Annotated in this window: 18 protein-coding genes; 5 read left to right on the top strand and 13 right to left on the bottom strand. The window is 64.8% G+C overall.

What is annotated here, in order from left to right:
• Nucleotides 1-12: 12 nt before the first annotated feature.
• The 10 genes from NRG74_RS18620 to lptM form a co-directional block, all read right to left on the bottom strand.
• Nucleotides 13-948 (bottom strand): glycosyltransferase family 2 protein, encoded by a 936-nt coding sequence (locus NRG74_RS18620; RefSeq protein ID WP_017639377.1) that lies wholly within the window; start codon nucleotides 946-948, stop codon nucleotides 13-15.
• Between the two features lies 1 nt (nucleotide 949).
• The gene (locus NRG74_RS18625) at nucleotides 950-2,485 is read right to left on the bottom strand and encodes an oligosaccharide flippase family protein (protein WP_026083658.1); all 1,536 of its coding nucleotides are present in this window, start codon (nucleotides 2,483-2,485) and stop codon (nucleotides 950-952) included.
• Between the two features lie 19 nt (nucleotides 2,486-2,504).
• Entirely contained in the window at nucleotides 2,505-3,677 is a 1,173-nt protein-coding gene (locus tag NRG74_RS18630; protein ID WP_017639379.1) for a DegT/DnrJ/EryC1/StrS family aminotransferase, read from the bottom strand.
• A 44-nt stretch (nucleotides 3,678-3,721) separates the two neighbouring features.
• Nucleotides 3,722-5,101: a hypothetical protein gene (locus NRG74_RS18635; RefSeq protein WP_017639380.1), complete on the bottom strand. Its 1,380-nt coding sequence runs from the start codon at nucleotides 5,099-5,101 to the stop codon at nucleotides 3,722-3,724.
• A 960-nt stretch (nucleotides 5,102-6,061) separates the two neighbouring features.
• Nucleotides 6,062-6,784 (bottom strand): HAD family hydrolase, encoded by a 723-nt coding sequence (locus NRG74_RS18640; RefSeq protein ID WP_064307777.1) that lies wholly within the window; start codon nucleotides 6,782-6,784, stop codon nucleotides 6,062-6,064.
• Complete coding sequence (xerC, locus tag NRG74_RS18645) at nucleotides 6,781-7,674, bottom strand: tyrosine recombinase XerC (RefSeq protein ID WP_257705024.1); 894 nt, start codon at nucleotides 7,672-7,674, stop codon at nucleotides 6,781-6,783. The genes NRG74_RS18640 and xerC overlap by 4 nt, the downstream gene beginning before the upstream one ends.
• A 15-nt stretch (nucleotides 7,675-7,689) precedes the next feature.
• The gene (locus NRG74_RS18650) at nucleotides 7,690-8,376 is read right to left on the bottom strand and encodes a DUF484 family protein (RefSeq protein ID WP_017639383.1); all 687 of its coding nucleotides are present in this window, start codon (nucleotides 8,374-8,376) and stop codon (nucleotides 7,690-7,692) included.
• Entirely contained in the window at nucleotides 8,373-9,203 is an 831-nt protein-coding gene (gene dapF, locus NRG74_RS18655; RefSeq protein ID WP_257705025.1) for a diaminopimelate epimerase, read from the bottom strand. Before dapF ends, NRG74_RS18650 begins: the two co-directional genes overlap by 4 nt.
• 10 nt (nucleotides 9,204-9,213) lie before the next feature.
• Nucleotides 9,214-10,461, bottom strand: a complete 1,248-nt coding sequence (gene lysA / locus NRG74_RS18660) for a diaminopimelate decarboxylase (RefSeq protein WP_257705026.1) — start codon at nucleotides 10,459-10,461, stop codon at nucleotides 9,214-9,216.
• Between the two features lie 9 nt (nucleotides 10,462-10,470).
• Entirely contained in the window at nucleotides 10,471-10,596 is a 126-nt protein-coding gene (gene lptM / locus NRG74_RS18665; protein WP_007161378.1) for an LPS translocon maturation chaperone LptM, read from the bottom strand.
• Nucleotides 10,597-10,766: 170 nt separating this feature from the next.
• On the opposite strand from lptM, the gene cyaY reads away from it, so the two are divergent.
• Together cyaY and rnk are read left to right on the top strand one after the other, a co-directional pair.
• Nucleotides 10,767-11,096, top strand: coding sequence for an iron donor protein CyaY (gene cyaY, locus NRG74_RS18670; protein ID WP_059316577.1), 330 nt, complete (start codon nucleotides 10,767-10,769; stop codon nucleotides 11,094-11,096).
• A gap of 192 nt (nucleotides 11,097-11,288) precedes the next feature.
• Nucleotides 11,289-11,672 (top strand): nucleoside diphosphate kinase regulator, encoded by a 384-nt coding sequence (rnk, locus tag NRG74_RS18675; protein ID WP_160922048.1) that lies wholly within the window; start codon nucleotides 11,289-11,291, stop codon nucleotides 11,670-11,672.
• Here the strand turns inward: rnk and NRG74_RS18680 are convergent.
• Nucleotides 11,669-11,947 (bottom strand): hypothetical protein, encoded by a 279-nt coding sequence (locus tag NRG74_RS18680; protein WP_257705027.1) that lies wholly within the window; start codon nucleotides 11,945-11,947, stop codon nucleotides 11,669-11,671. The two genes, rnk and NRG74_RS18680, sit on opposite strands and share 4 nt — an antisense overlap.
• Nucleotides 11,948-12,002: 55 nt before the next feature.
• Here NRG74_RS18680 and NRG74_RS18685 point away from each other — a divergent pair, with 55 nt between their 5' ends.
• Both NRG74_RS18685 and NRG74_RS18690 read left to right on the top strand, forming a co-directional pair.
• Entirely contained in the window at nucleotides 12,003-12,986 is a 984-nt protein-coding gene (locus NRG74_RS18685; RefSeq protein WP_133860443.1) for a magnesium transporter CorA family protein, read from the top strand.
• Nucleotides 12,987-13,022: 36 nt separating this feature from the next.
• Nucleotides 13,023-13,898 carry an NAD(P)-dependent oxidoreductase gene (locus NRG74_RS18690; RefSeq protein WP_017639390.1) on the top strand — a complete coding sequence of 292 codons (876 nt, stop codon included), beginning with the start codon at nucleotides 13,023-13,025 and terminating at the stop codon, nucleotides 13,896-13,898.
• Nucleotides 13,899-14,129: 231 nt separating this feature from the next.
• Here the strand turns inward: NRG74_RS18690 and NRG74_RS18695 are convergent, their stop codons facing one another.
• Both NRG74_RS18695 and argH read right to left on the bottom strand, forming a co-directional pair.
• On the bottom strand, nucleotides 14,130-14,894 hold the full coding sequence (locus tag NRG74_RS18695) for an endo alpha-1,4 polygalactosaminidase (protein ID WP_242455144.1): 765 nt from the start codon (nucleotides 14,892-14,894) through the stop codon (nucleotides 14,130-14,132).
• A gap of 285 nt (nucleotides 14,895-15,179) precedes the next feature.
• Entirely contained in the window at nucleotides 15,180-16,574 is a 1,395-nt protein-coding gene (gene argH, locus NRG74_RS18700; RefSeq protein ID WP_257705028.1) for an argininosuccinate lyase, read from the bottom strand.
• Between the two features lie 128 nt (nucleotides 16,575-16,702).
• On the opposite strand from argH, the gene NRG74_RS18705 reads away from it, so the two are divergent.
• The gene (locus NRG74_RS18705; protein ID WP_017639393.1) at nucleotides 16,703-17,779 is read left to right on the top strand and encodes a sensor histidine kinase; all 1,077 of its coding nucleotides are present in this window, start codon (nucleotides 16,703-16,705) and stop codon (nucleotides 17,777-17,779) included.
• The last annotated feature ends 3 nt before the right edge of the window (nucleotides 17,780-17,782 follow it).

Consider the following 17,782-nt stretch of genomic DNA (forward strand, 5'->3'; position numbering starts at 1 on the left):
CTCTGTGTACGTTCAGTAGGTGACGCGTTTGGGGGCGAAGCGTCGGCCGATGTTGAGGGTGATGTTGCTTACCGCCCGCAAGAGCGCCTTGACCTTCTGGGTCGGCGGAATCGAGGACAGCGAAAGACTCAGGACCTGGCGCAGGAAGAAGACATGCAGGTCACGCTCGCCCAGCCGGTAGTAATAGTTGGCGAGGCAGTACTGGGTGTGGAGATCCATCTGCAGGCGCTTCTGGCTGGCGCGCATGGAAAAGATCCCGTTCTCGTGCACGCGGTAGGCGGCGGGGCGGATCTCGTCCATGAACTTGCCCTTGCCGTGGGCACCCAGCAGCGACCACCAGACGATGTCCATGAGCGCAGCGGTTTCCAGCTCCGGCGGCAGTTCCCGTAGGACATTGCGGAAGCAGGCGGTCAGGGTGGACAGCGGCAGGGCCTTCTTCAGCTCGGTTTCGCTGCGGTCGTAGTGATCCTGGCCACTGAAACGCTGCGGATTGACGATCCCCTTGCTGTTGAAGGCATAGGAGGCGTGGAAGGTCAGGGCGTAGTCCCGATTGCGCTCCAGGAAATCCACCTGCAGCTGCAACTTGCGCGGGTCGTTCCAGTAGTCGTCACCTTCGCAATAGGCGATGTAGTCGCCGCGGGCGTGCTGGAACACCGGCATGCCATAGGGCTTGCCCTGGCTGTACTGGTTTTCCTTCTGCAGGATCAGACGGATCAGCCGGGGATAGCGGCGCTCGTAGTCCTGGAGGATTTCCCGGGTGCCATCGGTCGAAGCGTCATCGTTGATGATGATTTCGAAGGGAAAATCGGTCTGCTGGCGCAGAAAGCCATCGATGGCCTGGCCGATGTAGTCGCGATGGTTGAAGGTCAGGCAGACGATGCTGGCGACCGGCCGACTGCAATCCGTCGGCCAGTTCTTCATGATCTCTGCTTCGGTCCGAGCGTCCATGTCAGATACCTGCTTTGTAGAGTTGGGAAAACAGGCGCGAGCGGGTCTGTTTCGGAGAACAGAGCACATAGCTCAGCGCCATCAGCACCAGGGTCAGGCCACCGCTCAGGGCAAGGGTGGCGAGAATGGCAAACCGCTCCTGCGGTTGAATCTCTTGGTACAGCAACTTGCTCAGGCCCACGCCGATGGCGGTCACCACCACGGCCACCAGCAGGTCCTGGTTCCAGTAGCGCTGCAGATTCGGCGCGAAGCGGCCGTGGACGATCATCGGCCAGATCACGAAGGGGATCAGGCGCATGAAGAACCAGGCCAGCGCCGCGCCGTAGGCGCCGTAATGCAGGACCACCAGGATCACGATGGGCACCGAAATGGCCGCGGACACCAGGCTGTACCAGACGTGCAGGCGCAACTTGCCGTAGGCGTACTGCAGATAGAACTGGAACTGACTGAGAGCCAGCAGCGCCGAGCCCAGGGCGTACCAGAACAGGATCGGTTCGCTCCAGTGGGCGGAGACCTTGTCGCCGGTCCAGGCGAAGATCAGCGCCTCGCCATGGAAGGCCACCATGGCCGCCAGCGGCAGCAGGATGGCGAAGGCGAAGCGCGCCGCGTTGCGATAGAGGCGTTCCAGTTCGAGCGGTTTGTCCTGGGACACCAGCACCGTCATGCGCGGCAGCAGCGCCTGCACCAGGGGATTGGTCAGGGTCACGATGCCGGTGGAGATCAGCGCCACCAGGCTGAAGTAGCCGTACTCGGCCAGGGGCAGCGCCTTGGACAGCACCAGCTTGTCGAGCTGGGTCAGGGCGATCCACAGGATCGAGGTAAAGGACATGCTCAGGGCGAAGGGCACGATGGGCTTGACCCGCTGCCAGTCGAAGCCGCTCCACCAGGTGGGGTTGGGCAGCAGGCGATAGGCCTTGAGCGCATAGACCAGCATCTCGAACACGGCGACGAAGGCCTGGAACACGAAGAAGTCCAGCGGCTCCTGGGAAATCCACATCACCAGGATCAGGCCGCCGAAATAGCGCACCGTGGCGATCAGTACGTTGACCAGATTCAGCCAGCCGTGCAGCTCGACACCCTGGACGCCGCTCTTGTACAGCGTCGACAGCAGGCGGAAGGCGATCATCAGCCCCATCAGGCCGATGCAGTGGGCCACGGTCTCCGTGGGCAGGCCCTGGACGTTGAGCCAGTGGCCCGCCATCCATTCCGAATTCAGCTCGATGGCGACGAAGGCCAGGGTCGCCAGGGGGATGAAGATGAATTCCAGCGAGCGCAGCAGCTGGCCACGGGTACGCCCCGCGCCGGTCTGGCCACGGCCATGGGCGACGTCACGTACCAGCGAGGCGGAAATGCCCACGTCGAGGAGTTGCAGCCAGGTCTGCAGCACGGCGAAGAAGCCGATCAGACCATAGGTTTCGGCACCCAGATGACCGAGATACATCGGCTGGATCAAGATGCCGATCAGCAGCGCATAGGCTTGGCCGGCATAATTGATCAGGGTGTTGCGCAACACCGACACTTTCGCGGGACTGGTCATGGGAGATAGCGGGCCAGGATCAAGTTAGAACAGGAGAGGAGTCGCCGGGAAAATCCCAGCTCGGCAGTAGCTGTGCCGGGGTGATGAGTGCCCGCAGGGATTCCATGCTGGTCTTCTTCTGTTGTGCCAACAGCAGGGTGTCGATCAGCAGGTCCTGGGTCGCCTGCGGCAGGTCCGGATAGAGCGGCACGCAGAGGATGCGGTGGCTCAGCTTGCGCGAGACCGGCTTGATCGCCTGAGGCTGCAGGTAGTCCAGGGTTTCCAGCGACGGATAGAAGTAGCGGCGCGGATTGATGCCGACGGCGTTCAGGGCCTTCTTGGTGTCCAGCAGACTCGGCTCGTCGCGCAGGCCCACCGGGAAGTAGCTGTAGTTCAGCTGGCTGCCGTAGGTGGGGCGCTGCAGGTCGAAGGCGCCCTGCAGGCGTCGCTCATAGTGCTGACCGATGACGGCGCGGCGGGCCAGGATGTCTTCCAGCTCGTCGAGGATGCACAGCCCCATGGCCGCGGATACCTCGTTGAGCTTGGCGTTGATGCCCACGCCTTCGATGCGCTCGGCATCGACGATGCCGAAATTGATCATGCGGCGGACGCGCTCGGCGAGCTCGTCGTCTTCGGTGATGATCGCGCCGCCTTCGATGGTGTGGAACAGCTTGGTGGCGTGGAAGCTGACGGTGGTGATGTCGCCCCACTGCAGCACCGAGCGGCCTTCGAAGCGGGTACCGAAGGCATGGGCGCCGTCGTAGACGACCTTGAGGCCGTGGCGGTTGGCGACCTGCTGCAGGCCACGGACATCGCAGGGATTGCCGAACACGTGGGTGGCGACGATGGCCGAGGTGTCAGGCTCGATGGCGGCTTCGACGTTGGCCGGATCCAGGTTCCAGGTTTCCGGGTGGATGTCGGCGAAGACCGGGCGGATCCCTTCCCAGTGCAGGGTGCTGGTGGTGGCGACGAAGCTGAACGGCGTGGTGATAGCGCTGCCGGACAGGCCCAGGGCGCGATAGGCGACCTGCAGGGCCAGGGTACCGTTGTTGACCAGGATGATGTTTCTGACACCCAGATAATCGCGCAGGCGCTCTTCGAGCTGAGCGTGCAGAGGGCCTTGATTGGTGATCCAGTTGTTGGCGTAGATCTTGTCGATATACGCCTTGAAGCGTTCCTTGTCGCCCAGGTAGGGCTTGGTCACATTGATCATGATCCGGTACCTGCTTATCGAGTCCTTGATACGTGTCGGTTCGGTCAAGCGTGTTCGGCGACGGGGCTGGCCATCGGCCGGAAGGGGACGCCGGGCTTGTCCAGCCGCTCCAGAACCGATTCGAGGGCCTCGCGACTGGCATCGTTGTGGAACTGCCAGACCCCATAGATGCGTCCGGAAAAGGACGCTTCGCTGCCCAGTCGGGGGTCGACCGCCAACCCCGAACCCAGGCCGAACAGGTGCAGGCCCTTGAGGCGCTGGCCGTGCTGGTCCAGCGGGCTGCCGGCCGCGTCGGAATCCAGACCGCCGCGCAGGGTGCGCAGGGTCAGCGGACGACCGTCCTGGCAGCGCAGCTCGGGCACTATGGGTTGGTAACCCATGCCCTGAACCAGCAAGGCGGCGCTGTCGAACAGCGTCTGGGCGCTGGCGAGGCGCTCGGCGCTGCCATCCAGTTGCAGCGTCTTCACCTTGACCGGAGTGCCGCCGATGGCCTGACCGGCCAGGACCTGGCGACCGATCTCGTGGGCTCGGTAGCGCAACCCGCCCGAGCGGTTGACCCGCTTGGAAATGGGGCAGATATCCTGCAACGGGTCGAAGTCATAGCCGGCGGCCAGGGCTTCGGCAGCGGTCTCGTAGAACAGTCGGATCGGCGAGCGATGGACCAGGGTCAGTTCGCGCAGGCCGTCGTGGTGCAGGGCACTGGCCAGGTTGTCCAGGGCGGAAAAGGCGCTGTGGGACCCGCCCACCACGCAGATCGGACCGCCATCCTTGAGCCGGGCACGATAGCGCTGGCGCAGGGCCTCGGGTTGCAGGCGCAGCAGGCTGTCGGAGCTGTCGATCGAGGCGCTCTGGGGCAGCTGCAGACCCATGGCCTGGCTGCTTTCCTCGAAGCTGGAGCGGGTCTGCTTGCCGCCCAGGTTCAGCACCAGGCTGGAGGTGCGCACGCGGCGGATGGCGCCAGCCTGTTCCAGCCAGACGACATAGCTCGAACCTTCGCAGGTGACCTCGGTGATACGGGTCTGGCGCCAGGTGGGGATGCCGTACTGGCGTTCCAGCCAGGGCAGGATCAGGCCGGCGGCCTGCTGGAAGAGCTGGCCGACGATGGGCAGCGCCGGCGCTTCCTGGGCATTCAACTTGAGGTGGCGAAAGGTCGGCGAGGCCTGCAGCGGCGCCAGGATGGGCGCCAACAGGGGGTCGCGCAGACAGTCCAGGAAGACGTCGCTCACCGAGTTGGCGATGATCTGATAGTCACCCAGCTTGCCGGCACCGAGTTCGGTCCCGGCGTCGACGATGATGGTGCCCGCCTGGGCCAGCTGCTCCAGGGCGCCACGCTTGATGGCATTGAACAGGAATCCCAGGCCCGCCGGACCAGCGCCGCCAATTAGACATCCTAATGTCGCTTCCGATAGATCATTCCTTGCCATCGGGGCATCCTCTCCGTGCGCCATCAGGGCGCAATTAACGTGGTTGAAACTGGCTTTCGCCGTGCCCGGCAGTCAGCAAAAAATGCAGCAGAGCTTTTTAATCTTTATTGAATAAATGACCGTCTGATGAACGTTGGTCAGGGCCCGCGACAGCCAGTGCGGATAACTAATGCTTGGTTGTCAGTGCCAGGACTTCGCCAACTTGCTCGAGACTGTCTAGCGAGCGCTTTCCACTCTTTTTCGAACTGATCCGAACCAGCACGCAGGGCGCTGAAGCCCGCGGTAGCTTGTTTGCCCGCACCGCCATTCGCTTGCCTGTTTCAGGCAAGACCGAAGTTGCGTGAGCAAAGAGAATTAAGTCCAGTTCAGATGACATCCATGTAGTCCTGCAGGTGCTCGCTGGCACGGTGATCGTCCCGCTCTGTCCAGCGCCTGGGCATGGCTACCGCACAGGTTTACCGCGTCTTGGCTGGTAACTGGTCCGGTTCGGACATGGCTACCGCACGGGTTTGCACCTGGACGGAATGAGCAGAGGGTTTAGTTACCGATATCAAGGCCTGACAACGCAACGTCCAGAAACTTGAGAAACCATCGGCGAGACGCAGAGGAGGGGGAGGTAATGCTGTCTTCCCTGACCTGTACGGCAGCAGATTCAGCGCGCAATCCCAGCGCTACTTCGAATCTGCGGCAATGATTGTCAAAAGGGTTTGGACTGTCAACGCGAGGTCCGGCAGGGGAAGTTGGTCAGCGAGACGGCCATTACTGCTGTTGTTCTTAGGGAATAGACGGCCAAATGAGGTGTGCTTGGCAAAAAACCGTCGGCTCCCGAAGTTTTTGGTGAAGGGGGTCGCAAAGCACCTGCTAATGCGGGCTGCAAGTGTGACGAATATTTTGACGATTGGTTAACAGAATCGAAGGAGCAAGCAGACGGCTGGCAAGCGCGAAAAACTCAGCTTTTCATTATTTAGTATTACTATTTTTCGGTCTGCCTGACCATCCCTCCAGCACGGCGGGAAGCTCGCTCAGGCTGCGGACCTCCGCATCCGGTTTGCCGGGGCCCTGCCAGGGATGCTGCAAGGGGTTGAACCAGACCGCGCGGATACCGGCGCGCTGGGCGCCCTCGACATCATCCACGGGGTTGTCCCCGACGTGCACGGTGGCCTCGGCGGGAATGCCGGTGAGGCGCAGGGCTTCGCGAAAGGGCGTGGGGTCGGGCTTGCCGACACCCAGTTGCTCGGCATTCAGGGCGAAGCGGAAGTAGTCGGCCAGGCCGATGGTCTGGACGTCCGCATTGCCATTGGTAAGCACGCCCAGGGTGTAGCGATCGGCCAGTTGCTCCAGGGTGGGGTGGACGTCGTCGAACAAGGTGACCTGCTGGCGGGCGGCCAGGTAGACCGCGAAGCCCGCTTCGGCCAGCTGGGCGGCCTCGGGTTCGCCATAGCCGGCATCGAGCAGTGCCTGGTGGATGACCCGGCGGCGCATCTCGCTGACCCGGTGCTTGAGCCCGGCGTCCTGCTGCAGCAGGCGATCACGGATCGCCCAGAGGTGCTCCACCGGAACGCTGCCCAGCCGCGGAGCGGCATCGGCGAACCAGTCGCGCAGCAGGGCTTCCGCGGAATGAATGACGGGAGCGATTTCCCAGAGGGTGTCGTCGAGGTCGAAGGTCACGAGGCGAATCGTCATCGGCTGGCCTTGCGCTTGGCGCGGGGGTGCGCCTTGTCATAGACCTCGGCGAGCTGGCCGAAGTCCAGGTGGGTGTAGATCTGGGTGGTGGCGATGTCGGCGTGGCCGAGTAGCTCCTGCACCGCGCGCAGATCGCCGGAGGCGCTGAGCATGTGGCTGGCGAAGCTGTGCCTGAGCATGTGCGGATGCAGGTGCTGGCCCAGTTCGCGGACGCCGGCCTCGCGCACCCGCAGCTGCACCGCGCGGGGCGTCAGCCGCAGACCGCGCTGGCCGATGAACAGGGCATCGTCACGCGGGGCGGCCTGGAGTCTGACCTTGAGCCAGGTCTCCAGGGCGTCGCGGGCCTTGCTGCCGATGGGCAGCACCCGTTCCTTGTTGCCCTTGCCGCGCACCTGAACCAGGCCCTGGGCCAGGTCCACATCCGCCAGGTCCAGACCCACCAGTTCGGACAGCCGCAGCCCGGAGCTGTAGAAGAGCTCCAGCAGGGCCTGGTCGCGCAGGGCGAGAAAGTCGTCTTCCACGGCGCCGTCGAGCAGCTGCATGGAGCGGTCGACGTCGAGCACCTTGGGCAGGGCCTTCTGGGCTTTGGGCGGCGAGAGCCCGTGGGCCGGGTCCTGGCTGCAGTGACCTTCGCGGATCAGGTAGAGATAGAAGCCGCGACAGGCTGAAAGCAATCGCGCCAGGCTGCGGCTGGAGGCACCGGCCCGGTGCAGCTGGGCGATCAGGGCGCGCAGGCGGCGACTGTCCAGGCCGCCCCAGTCGCTCAGCCCCTCGGCTTCGACGAAGGTCAGCAGCTTGCGCAGATCGCGGCGGTAGCCGTCGAGGGTGTGGGGCGAAACCTGGCGTTCCAGGCGCAGATGGTCGAGATAGGCATCGAGCTGGATCTGCATGCTCCGCTCCCGGGCTCAGCGCACCGTGCGCAAGGGGACGGGGAAGCGGGGCAGTACCCGCGCCAGGACTTCCGCCACATGGCTCAGGAACAGCGTGCCCAGGCTGCTGCGATAGTGCTGGGGGTCGGGGCTGCCGATCGCCAGGACCCCATGCAGGCCCTGGTGGGAGAGGGCGGCGACGGCAGCCGAGCCGACTTCTTCCTTGGCCGAGTCACCGAACAGGAAGGCCAGTTCGTGGGCGCGCAGGACGCCACTGGTGGTCTTCTCACCACCCAGCAGGCCGCCGATCACCTTTTGCGCTTCGGCGGGGGTGACGCTGCGGCCGACCGGCAGCGGGTGCTCGTGGAACAGGATGAGGCCGACGTAGGGCACCTTGAACTCATGACGCAGGCTGTCCTCGACGGTGCCGATCACCTCTTCGAGGCTGTTGGCGTCCAGCAGGCCGATGATCAGCCGGCGGGTCTTGTCGAACAGCCGGTCGTTGTCCCGGGCCACGTCCATCAGGTGGGCCAGGCGATGGCGCATCTCGCCGTTGCGATCGCGCAGCAGGCCGAGTTGCCGCTCGACCAGGGAGATGGCGGTCCCCCGCTGGTGGGGGACACGCATCTCCGCCAGCAGCTCTTCGCGATCGGCGAAGAAGTGCGGGTGGTCCAGCAGCCAGTCGGCGACCTGGTCCGCGGTCAGTTCGGGGGTATCGCTCATACTCTTACCTGGCCTTCATAGACACGGGTGGCCGGACCGGTCATGAGCACCGGTTGGCCGACGCCGTCCCACTCGATGTTGAGCAGACCGCCTGGCAACTCGATGCTGACCGGCGATTTCAGCCAGCCCTGGCGAATCCCGGCCACGGCGGCGGCGCAGGCGCCGGTACCGCAGGCGCGGGTTTCGCCGACACCGCGCTCCCAGACCCGCAGGCGGGCGCGCTGGGCGTCGATGATCTGCAGGAAGCCGATGTTGGCCTTTTGCGGAAAGCGCGGATGGCACTCCAGCTTGGGCCCGAGGGTGAGCACCGGCGCCTGGTCGACGTCGGCGACCCGCAGCACACCGTGGGGGTTGCCCATGGAGACCACCGCCAGCTCGACCGTCTCGCCCTCGACCTGGACGGCATGGCTCAGGGTCTCAGCCTCGGCGATGAAGGGGATCTCGGCGGTCTGCAGGCGCGGTGCGCCCATGTCGACACGCACCTGGCCATCGCCCTTGAGGTGCAATTCGATGATGCCGCTCTTGGTTTCGACGCGGATCTGTTTCTTGACCGTCAGGCGCTTATCGAAGACGAAGCGGGCGAAGCAGCGGGCGCCATTGCCGCACTGTTCGACCTCGGAACCATCGGCGTTGAAGATGCGATAGCGAAAGTCCACGTCCGGCGTGGTCGGGGTTTCGACGATCAGCAACTGGTCGAAGCCAATCCCGGTGTTTCTATCTCCCCACAGACGGACGTGCTTGGGCTGGATGTGCGCGTGCTGGCTGATCAGGTCGAGGACCATGAAATCGTTGCCCAGACCGTGCATCTTGGTGAAGCGCAGTTGCATGGAACTCCCCTCAGGCCGGCAGCCGGCTCTCGCCTGTGAAGAGTTCTTCCAGCGTCTCGCGCCGACGGACCAGGTGCACCTGATCGCCATCCACCATCACCTCGGCCGCACGGCCGCGGGTGTTGTAGTTGGAACTCATGGTAAAGCCATAGGCCCCGGCGGAGCGGATGGCCAGCAGATCGCCTTCGGCCAGCACCAGCTCGCGGTCCTTGGCGAGGAAGTCGCCGGTCTCGCAGATGGGACCGACCAGGTCGTAGCGGCGGGCTTCGCCCTGGCGCGCGACCACCGGCTCCACCGCCATCCAGGCCTGGTACAGCGCCGGACGGATGAGATCGTTCATCGCCGCGTCGACGATGGCGAAATCCTTGTGGGTGGTGTGCTTGAGGTATTCCACGCGGGTCAGCAGGACGCCGGCGTTGGCCACGATGAAGCGGCCCGGCTCGAACACCAGGGTCAGGCTGCGCCCGGCGATGCGCTCGCGGATGGCCTGGATGTAGTCGCCGGCCAGCGGCGGTTGTTCGTCGCGATAGCGCACGCCCAGGCCGCCGCCGAGATCCAGGTGGCGCAAAACGATGCCGCGCTCGGCGAGGCGATCGATCAGCGCCAGGAGTCGGTCGAGGGCGTCGAGGAAGGGCGGCAGGGTAGTGAGCTGGGAGCCGATATGGCAGTCCACACCGAGGATTTCCAGGTTCGGCAACGCGGCGGCGCGGGCGTAGACCGCCTCGGCGTCGGCGATGTCGATGCCGAACTTGTTTTCCTTGAGACCGGTGGAGATGTAGGGATGGGTGCCAGCGTCGACGTCGGGATTGACCCGCAGCGAGATCGGCGCGACCACGTTCAGTTCGGCGGCCACCTGCTGCAGCCGTTCCAGCTCGTCGGTGGATTCGACGTTGAAGCAGTGCACGCCCACTTCCAGGGCGCGGCGCATGTCGTCACGGGTCTTGCCGACCCCGGAGAACACCACCCGGTGCGGATCGCCACCGGCGGCCAGGACGCGCTCCAGTTCGCCGCGGGAAACGATGTCGAAGCCGGCGCCGAGGCGGGCCAGGACATTGAGCACGCCGAGGTTGGAGTTGGCCTTTACGGCGAAACAGACCAGGTGCGGCAGACCGGCCAGCGCATCGGTATAGGCGCGGTACTGGCCCTCGATGTGCGCTCGCGAATAGACGTAGGCGGGGGTGCCGAATTCCTGCGCCACAGCGCTCAGGGCTACCCCTTCCGCATGCAGTTCACCTGCACGGACAGCGAAGACTTCCATGATGGCTCCCTAGAACACGTCGTGGCGGTGTTCTTTGGCGGCTTTCTGGTCGTCGGGCAGGTACAGCGGGCCTTTCTGACCGCAGCCGGCCAGCAGGCAGGCGCAGGCGATGAAGAGGAGAGACAGGCGCTTCATGACGCTAAACCTATGCGAAAAGATGATATTGCACCGAGTATAACGGGGTTGAGCGACTCTTTGACACGCCCGGATGGCTGAAGCGCAGCTGCCGGCAACAGCTGCGACTGGACGCCATCTGGGCGGCCCGCTACCGTGCGGCGATTGTTTCCCTTCTTTCGAGGATCGTCATGAGCCGGCTCAGCGAAGCGCAATTCCATCACCTCGTCGACCAGACCCAGCGCCAGGTCGAAGACGCCTATGACGACAGCGGGCTGGACCTCGATCTGGAAAATGCCGGTGGCGTGCTGACGATCAAGTTCGACAACGGCAGCCAGGTGATTCTCAGCCGCCAGCCCCCGCTGGTGCAGCTCTGGGTGGCGGCGCGGTCGGGTGGCTATCACTTCGACTGGGATGGCCAGAGCTGGATCTGCGACACCTCGTCCGAGACCCTCGGTGCGCTGCTGGTGCGGGTGACCCTGGAGCAGACCGGCGAGAGCGTCGCCTTACCCGGGCTCTGACGACCTGCGGTCGGTGCGGCTTGACCGCTGCCGCGACCCTTGTGCTAGCGTGACCTGACGGCGCCTTTCGAGCGCCGTTTTCTTTTGCCGCCCCTGTCGCGGCTTCCCACTGGGCGTCCGTTGCCCGTCATCCCGTTGGTCCGCCGCTGCTCGCGGCAGGGGCCGCGTCGTCTTGTCCTCCAGGAGTCCGCCATGCGCCATGCATCGCCCATTACCGTTTCCGCCGTCGATCTGTCCCGTCTCGAAAGGCTGCTCGACGCCCTGCCCGAATTCGGGCCCGTGGCCGAGGCCCTGGACGAGGAACTGGCCCAGGCGCGGGTAGTGGCGCCCGAGGAGATCGGTGCGGTGGTCACCATGAATTCGCGGGTGCGTTGCCGCGAGACCGATACCGGCAAGGAGTACCAGGTGGTGCTGGTCTATCCGGAGGACGCTGGTGGCGAGGGGCGGGTCTCGGTGCTGGCGCCGGCCGGCAGCGCGCTGCTCGGCGCGACGCCCGGCGAGCGCCTCAGCTGGCCGGTACCCGGCGGCAAGGAGCAGCAGGTGGAACTGCTGGCGCTGGAGCCGGCCGAGGCCTAGTCGTCCGCGACCTCGGGCAGTTCCGGTAGGGCCCGTAGCAGGCGCTCGTAGTGGGCGCCGTCGAAGGGACGGTCGGCGTCGAGCATGGCGGCGATCTCGTAGGACAGCGCCTGGGCCATCAGCAGCACGGCCTCTTCGCGCTCGTAGCCGACCAGGGTCAGCTTGTTGAGTACGGCCTGGACATAATCCGGCTCGCCGGCGGCGAGCTGGTTCTCCACCGCTTCGATCAGATGGGAGGAGACAAAGGATTCTTCGTCATCAGCGTGGTCAATCATGTCTGGATACCTTTTGTTACAGTGCGACCCCTGATTCTGGCCTGGAGTCTTCTCGATGATCACCTGCTATCGCCTGTCCGCCGACGAGCTGGTCGCGCAGCCCTTGTCGCCGGGAGACCCGCTGCCCGCGGATCTGCTCTGGGTCGATCTGCTCGATCCCAGTGAGGCGGAAGAGCGCTATCTGGAGCAGGCACTGGCGATGGACATCCCCACCCGGGAAGAAATCGCCGAGATCGAGGAATCCTCGCGACTCTATCAGACCGACCAGGCCCTGCACCTGACCACCACCGTGGTCAGCGGCTTCAGCGAGCATCAGCCGCAGGCCTCGGTGGTCAATTTCGTGCTGACGCCCGAGTGGCTGGTGACGGTGCGCTACGCCGAACTGGCCGCCTTCAAGACCTTTCTCGGCAAGGCCCAGCAGCAGGCGAGCCAGCACTGCCGCAGCGATGTCATCTTCGCCTCGCTGCTGGACAGCCTGGTGGACCGCGTGGCCGACATTCTCGAATCGGTACAGGCGCATCTCAATCGTCTGGCCAAGGCGGTGTTTCGCGAACCCCTGGACCCCCATCAGGCCAAGCAGCCGAAGACCGACCTGCAATCCATCGTCAAGCAGCTCGGTCGCAGCAACCAGCTGCTGGCCCAGCTCAGCGAGAGTTTGCTGGGCATCAATCGCATCGTTTCCTACCTGCGGCGCGCGGGTGCCACCTGGATCTCCGGCACGGCCAAGACCTGGTTCAAGACGCTGGAACGCGACGTCCGCTCGCTGAGCGATTACCAGGCCAAGATGAACGGCGAGATCGGCTTTCTGCTCGACGCCACCCTGGGCCTGATCAGCGTGGAGCAGAACAACATCGTCAAGGTGTTCACCATCGCCTCGGTGCTGTTCCTGCCACCGACCCTGGTGGGCACCATCTACGGCATGAACTTCAAGGTCATGCCGGAGCTGGACTGGCACTTCGGCTATCCGCTGGCGCTGGGCGCCATGGTGGTCTCGGCGTTGATTCCCTATGCCTGGTTCAAGTTTCGCCGCTGGCTGTAGCCGGCGGCATCCATCGCACCTCGAGGAGGCAACACTATGCGTATCGGATTCATTGGCCTGGGTGGCATGGGCCAGGGCATGGCCGCCAATCTGCTCAAGGCCGGTCATGAGGTCGTGGTCTGGAATCGCTCCCAGGCGCCGGTCCAGGTGCTGGTCGAGCAGGGTGCCCGCGCGGCGGCGACGCCGGCGGAGGCCTTCGACGTGGAGGTGGTCTTCAGCATCCTGGCCAATGACGCCGCCACCCGCGAGGTGATCCTCGACAGCGGCGCCCTTGAGCAGGCACGGGTCGGGCTGATCCACGTCAGCATGGCCACCCTGTCGGTGGCCCTGGTGGACGAACTGGTCGCGCGCCATGCCGAGGCCGGCCTGGGCTATGTGGCGGCACCCGTCTTCGGCCGCACCGACGTAGCTGCCAGTGGCCAGCTCAACATCGTGGTGGCCGGCGAGCCCGAGGCGATCCAGCGCGTCCAGCCGCTGCTCGACGTGCTGGGACGCAAGACCTGGCCGGTGGGCGCGGAGCCGCGCCAGGCCAACGTGGTGAAGATCGCCGGCAACTTCATGATCGCCAGCGCCATCGAAACCATGGGCGAGAGTACCGCCCTGGCCCGCAGCTATGGCGTGGAGCCGGCAGCGCTGCTGGAGATCCTCACCAGCACCCTGTTCGCCGCCCCGGTGTACCAGAACTACGGACGCCTGCTGACCGAGCGACGATTCTCGCCGGCGGCCTTCAAACTCAGCCTGGGGCTCAAGGACGTTGGCCTGGCCCTGGCGGCCGGGCAGGAGAAGGCGGTGCCGCTACCCTTTGCCAGCGTCCTAAGGGACAACCTGCTGGAGGCCGTCGCCCAGGGCGAGGGCGATCTGGACTGGATCGCGCTGGGGCAGAGATCGCACAAGAAGGCCGGCCTCGACTGAGAACCTGTTTACGATCTCCTGGCCGTCGGCCATACGGCGTTAGAAACAGCTTCGGAATGCTCATTTGCAACTTGTAAACTGCGCTTCCTCAGCTGTTTTTGCCTTGTCTGGCTCTAGTCCAAAAGATCGTAAACAAGTTCTGAGCGCCTGCTCAAAATCCGCTGCGCGTCGGCCAAGCCGCGTTGGGCGTGGCTCCCGCTCGCGCGACCTGACCCAGATCCCGCGCCATGGCTACTTGCAGGCGGTGCCCAGTGCCGCCAGCGACAGCGGGTAGAACTGCAGGTTGTAGCCCGAGGTCTTGGCCTGGCTGCAGCGCTTGGTGCTGTAGAGACCGTAGTCGATGATCATCACCGGCTTCTTCTGGGTGCGGAAGTAGCTGTAGGCGTTGCACTCGGCGTAGTCGTAGCAGCTCTCGTTGAGGGCGAAGTCGAACTTGGTGTAGAGGCTCGGCACCAGGTCCACGGCATTCTTCAGACCCACCAGCAGACTGCGCCTGTGCGCCTCGTCGGCCAGCCAGTTGAGGAAGTCCAGCTGCTGGGCTTTGGTCAGCTTGAGGCCGTTGGGGTTGGAGTAGCCGTCGACGTTGTCCGGGTCCACCCCTTGGCAGCCCTTCTGTACCGCCAGGTCCAGGCGCTTGGCCAGCAGCACGCGGACGTCGGCGCGACGGATGTCCAGCCAGCGCTCGCCCGGCCAGGCGTCCAACGCCTTGCCCAGGGCCGCCTTGGGATAGAGAGCGGCATCGGGCCGCCAGTCTTCCCAGGTGCCAGCGCTGAAATAGCAGATCACCGTCTTCCCATTGCCCTTCAGATTGGCGATCACCGCCTTGCTGGTGTCATAGAGATCGATGTCATAGAGGGTGCGATTGGGCTTTTGCAGCACGCCGTTCAGCTGGACATGCCAGGTGAGCGTCTGTGGCAGCGGCGGCGGCAGGGCGGCCTGGCTGGAAGCCGCGGCGAACATTCCGCAAAGCAGGATGGAGCAGGCTGAAAGGCGCATGAGACTTGACTCGAACGGCTGGTCAAGTCTCCAGTATCGGCCGCCTGGTCACTGTCCTGAGTGCCGGTGGTCGTACCTATCGACGGCTGGTCGGCGGCCGCTTAGTGGCCTGCCAAGGCCTTCAGCCAGAGAGCCGTGTCGTAGACGGATTGCAGGTGGGCATAGTGCCGCCAAGGCCGTACGGCCTGGCTCTCCGGCAGGCAGAGCCGTCCGATGGACGGCTGGACGGCTTGCCTGCTCCCGGGCAACCACCGCTGAGAGGCGGTGGGGAGCGCAAGACAGCTTTCAGCGCTTGGCCAGCAGCTCGCGGCCGCGCTTCACGGCGGCGCGGACCTGGGCCGGTGCGGTGCCACCGATGTGGTCGCGGGCATTGACCGAGCCTTCCAGGGTCAGGACGGCGAAGACGTCCTGCTCGATCTGATCGCTGAAGCGACGCAGTTCGTCCAGGCTCATCTCGGCCAGGTCCTTGCCGGTATCCACACCGTACTTCACCGCATGGCCGACGATCTCGTGACAATCGCGGAACGGCAGGCCCTTGCGCACTAGGTAGTCGGCAAGGTCGGTGGCGGTGGAGAAGCCGCGACGCGCTGCCTCGCGCATGATCTCGCGCTTGGGCTTGATGGCCGGGACCATGTCGGCGAAGGCACGCAGGGAGTCTCGTAGGGTATCGGCGGCGTCGAACAGGGGTTCCTTGTCTTCCTGGTTGTCCTTGTTGTAGGCCAGCGGCTGCCCCTTCATCAGGGTCAGCAGGCCGGTAAGGGCGCCAAACACCCGGCCAGTCTTGCCGCGGACCAGCTCGGGGACGTCGGGATTCTTCTTCTGCGGCATGATCGAGGAGCCGGTGCAGAAGCGATCGGGCAGGTCGATGAACTGGAACTGGGCGCTGGTCCAGAGCACCAGCTCCTCGGAAAAGCGCGACAGGTGCATCATCGCCAGGGAGGCGGCGGCGCAGAATTCGATGGCGAAGTCGCGATCCGAAACGCCATCCAGGGAGTTGCCACCGATGGCCTCGAAGCCCAGCAGCTCGCAGGTGACCTGGCGCTGGATGGGGTAGGTGGTGCCGGCCAGGGCCGCGCTGCCCAGGGGCATGCGATTGACGCGCTTGCGGCAGTCGACCAGGCGCTCGTGGTCGCGGGAAAGCATCTCGAACCAGGCCAGCAGGTGGTGGCCGAAGGTCACCGGCTGGGCGGTCTGCAGATGGGTGAAACCGGGCATGATGGTGTCGGCTTCGGTCTCGGCCAGTTGCAGCAGGCCGGCCTGCAGGCGATTCAGCTCGACGAGGATGGCGTCGATCTCGTCGCGCAGCCAGAGGCGGATGTCGGTGGCCACCTGGTCATTACGGCTGCGGCCGGTGTGCAGCTTCTTGCCGACCACGCCCAGGCGCTCGGTCAGGCGCGCCTCGATGTTCATGTGCACGTCTTCCAGATCGACGCGCCACTCGAAGGTGCCGGCCTCGATCTCGCTGCGGATCTCGTCCAGCCCCGCGACGATGGCGTCGCGCTCGGCTTCGCTGAGCACGCCGGCCTGGGTCAGCATGCGCGCATGGGCCTGGCTGCCGAGGATGTCGTGGCGGTAGAGGCGCTTGTCGAAGTCCACCGAAGCGGTGAAGCGGGCGACGAAGGCGTCGACGGGTTCGCTGAAGCGTCCGCCCCAGGACTGGTTGGTTTTTTCGCTGCTCATGGATCGGCCTGCTGCTGGGCTTGTCGGTGGAAGTGAGAGGGGGCCGATGATAGCAGTCCTGAGCGGGTTCCGGCCCGATTCAACGGAGCCGACTTGCCGACGAGTGGTATCTGACCCACACTGGCTCCATGATACTCGAACGCCGCAAAACCCCTCGGCCGGTCAAGGTCGACGACTTCTTCGTCCCGGCGCTCTGCGAACCGGAAGCCCTGCTCGTGCTGGTGGTGCTGGCCGAGCTGCTGGTGCTGGTCCTGGTCCTGGCGGAGCCCTTCACCCTGCAGTTCAACTGGATCCGCCTGGCGCTGGTGTCGCTGTTCGTGCAATGGATCGTGCTGCTGTCGGCGGCGCTGCTCTGTCGCCTGCGGCCCTGGCTCGCGCGGCATCGCCCGGTGGTGGCTGGCGGCTTCTGCTGCGCCATCGTGGTGGCCCTGACCCTGCTCTGCACCCTGGTGGCCGACTGGCTGCAACTGGCCGGCCCGCTGCAGCGGACCGGCGAGGTGCGGCTGTACATGCGCCATGCACTGATCGCCCTGATCATGTCCATGCTGCTGCTGCGCTACTTCTGGCTGCAGAGCCAGTGGCGCCGCCAGCAGCAGGCCGAACTGCACGCGCGTATCGAGTCCCTGCAGGCGCGCATCCGTCCGCACTTCCTGTTCAACAGTCTGAACAGCATCGCCAGTCTCATCGCCCTGGATGCGGACAAGGCCGAGCGCGCGGTGCTGGACCTCTCGGCCCTGTTCCGTGCCAGCCTGGCCCAGCCTGGCACCAAGGTGCGCTGGTCCCAGGAGCTGGAGCTGTCGCGCCGCTACCTGGAGATCGAACGCCTGCGCCTGGGTGATCGCCTGCAACTGCAGTGGGACGTGGACGGAGTGCCGGCGGATCTGCCGATTCCCCAATTGACTCTGCAGCCGCTGCTGGAAAACGCCCTGATCTACGGCGTCGCGCCGCGTATCGAAGGCGGTTTGGTAACCATCTTCGCCACCTACCGAGAAGGGGTGTTCGAACTGGTGATCAGTAACCCCTACGATCCCGAGGTGGAGCAGCAGCCCCGCCCGCCAAAGGGTACTCGTCAAGCTTTGAGCAATATCGAGGCGCGATTAACGGCACTTTTCGGACCAGCTGCGAGTCTCAAAATCGAACGCCGCGACCAGCGGCATACAACGTCTCTTCGCTATCCATGCGAGCGACTCATGCGGGAAGCCTGAGCT

Source organism: Pseudomonas oryzihabitans (genome assembly GCF_024652905.1).
Lineage (GTDB): Bacteria > Pseudomonadota > Gammaproteobacteria > Pseudomonadales > Pseudomonadaceae > Chryseomonas > Chryseomonas benzopyrenica.

Coding starts and splice junctions, on each gene's coding strand:
- NRG74_RS18620 (WP_017639377.1), bottom strand. CDS start 948: ATGGACGCTCGGACCGAAGCAGAGATCATGAAGAACTGGCCGACGGAT.
- NRG74_RS18625 (WP_026083658.1), bottom strand. CDS start 2,485: ATGACCAGTCCCGCGAAAGTGTCGGTGTTGCGCAACACCCTGATCAAT.
- NRG74_RS18630 (WP_017639379.1), bottom strand. CDS start 3,677: ATGATCAATGTGACCAAGCCCTACCTGGGCGACAAGGAACGCTTCAAG.
- NRG74_RS18635 (WP_017639380.1), bottom strand. CDS start 5,101: ATGGCAAGGAATGATCTATCGGAAGCGACATTAGGATGTCTAATTGGC.
- NRG74_RS18640 (WP_064307777.1), bottom strand. CDS start 6,784: ATGACGATTCGCCTCGTGACCTTCGACCTCGACGACACCCTCTGGGAA.
- xerC (WP_257705024.1), bottom strand. CDS start 7,674: ATGCAGATCCAGCTCGATGCCTATCTCGACCATCTGCGCCTGGAACGC.
- NRG74_RS18650 (WP_017639383.1), bottom strand. CDS start 8,376: ATGAGCGATACCCCCGAACTGACCGCGGACCAGGTCGCCGACTGGCTG.
- dapF (WP_257705025.1), bottom strand. CDS start 9,203: ATGCAACTGCGCTTCACCAAGATGCACGGTCTGGGCAACGATTTCATG.
- lysA (WP_257705026.1), bottom strand. CDS start 10,461: ATGGAAGTCTTCGCTGTCCGTGCAGGTGAACTGCATGCGGAAGGGGTA.
- lptM (WP_007161378.1), bottom strand. CDS start 10,596: ATGAAGCGCCTGTCTCTCCTCTTCATCGCCTGCGCCTGCCTGCTGGCC.
- cyaY (WP_059316577.1), top strand. CDS start 10,767: ATGAGCCGGCTCAGCGAAGCGCAATTCCATCACCTCGTCGACCAGACC.
- rnk (WP_160922048.1), top strand. CDS start 11,289: ATGCGCCATGCATCGCCCATTACCGTTTCCGCCGTCGATCTGTCCCGT.
- NRG74_RS18680 (WP_257705027.1), bottom strand. CDS start 11,947: ATGATTGACCACGCTGATGACGAAGAATCCTTTGTCTCCTCCCATCTG.
- NRG74_RS18685 (WP_133860443.1), top strand. CDS start 12,003: ATGATCACCTGCTATCGCCTGTCCGCCGACGAGCTGGTCGCGCAGCCC.
- NRG74_RS18690 (WP_017639390.1), top strand. CDS start 13,023: ATGCGTATCGGATTCATTGGCCTGGGTGGCATGGGCCAGGGCATGGCC.
- NRG74_RS18695 (WP_242455144.1), bottom strand. CDS start 14,894: ATGCGCCTTTCAGCCTGCTCCATCCTGCTTTGCGGAATGTTCGCCGCG.
- argH (WP_257705028.1), bottom strand. CDS start 16,574: ATGAGCAGCGAAAAAACCAACCAGTCCTGGGGCGGACGCTTCAGCGAA.
- NRG74_RS18705 (WP_017639393.1), top strand. CDS start 16,703: ATGATACTCGAACGCCGCAAAACCCCTCGGCCGGTCAAGGTCGACGAC.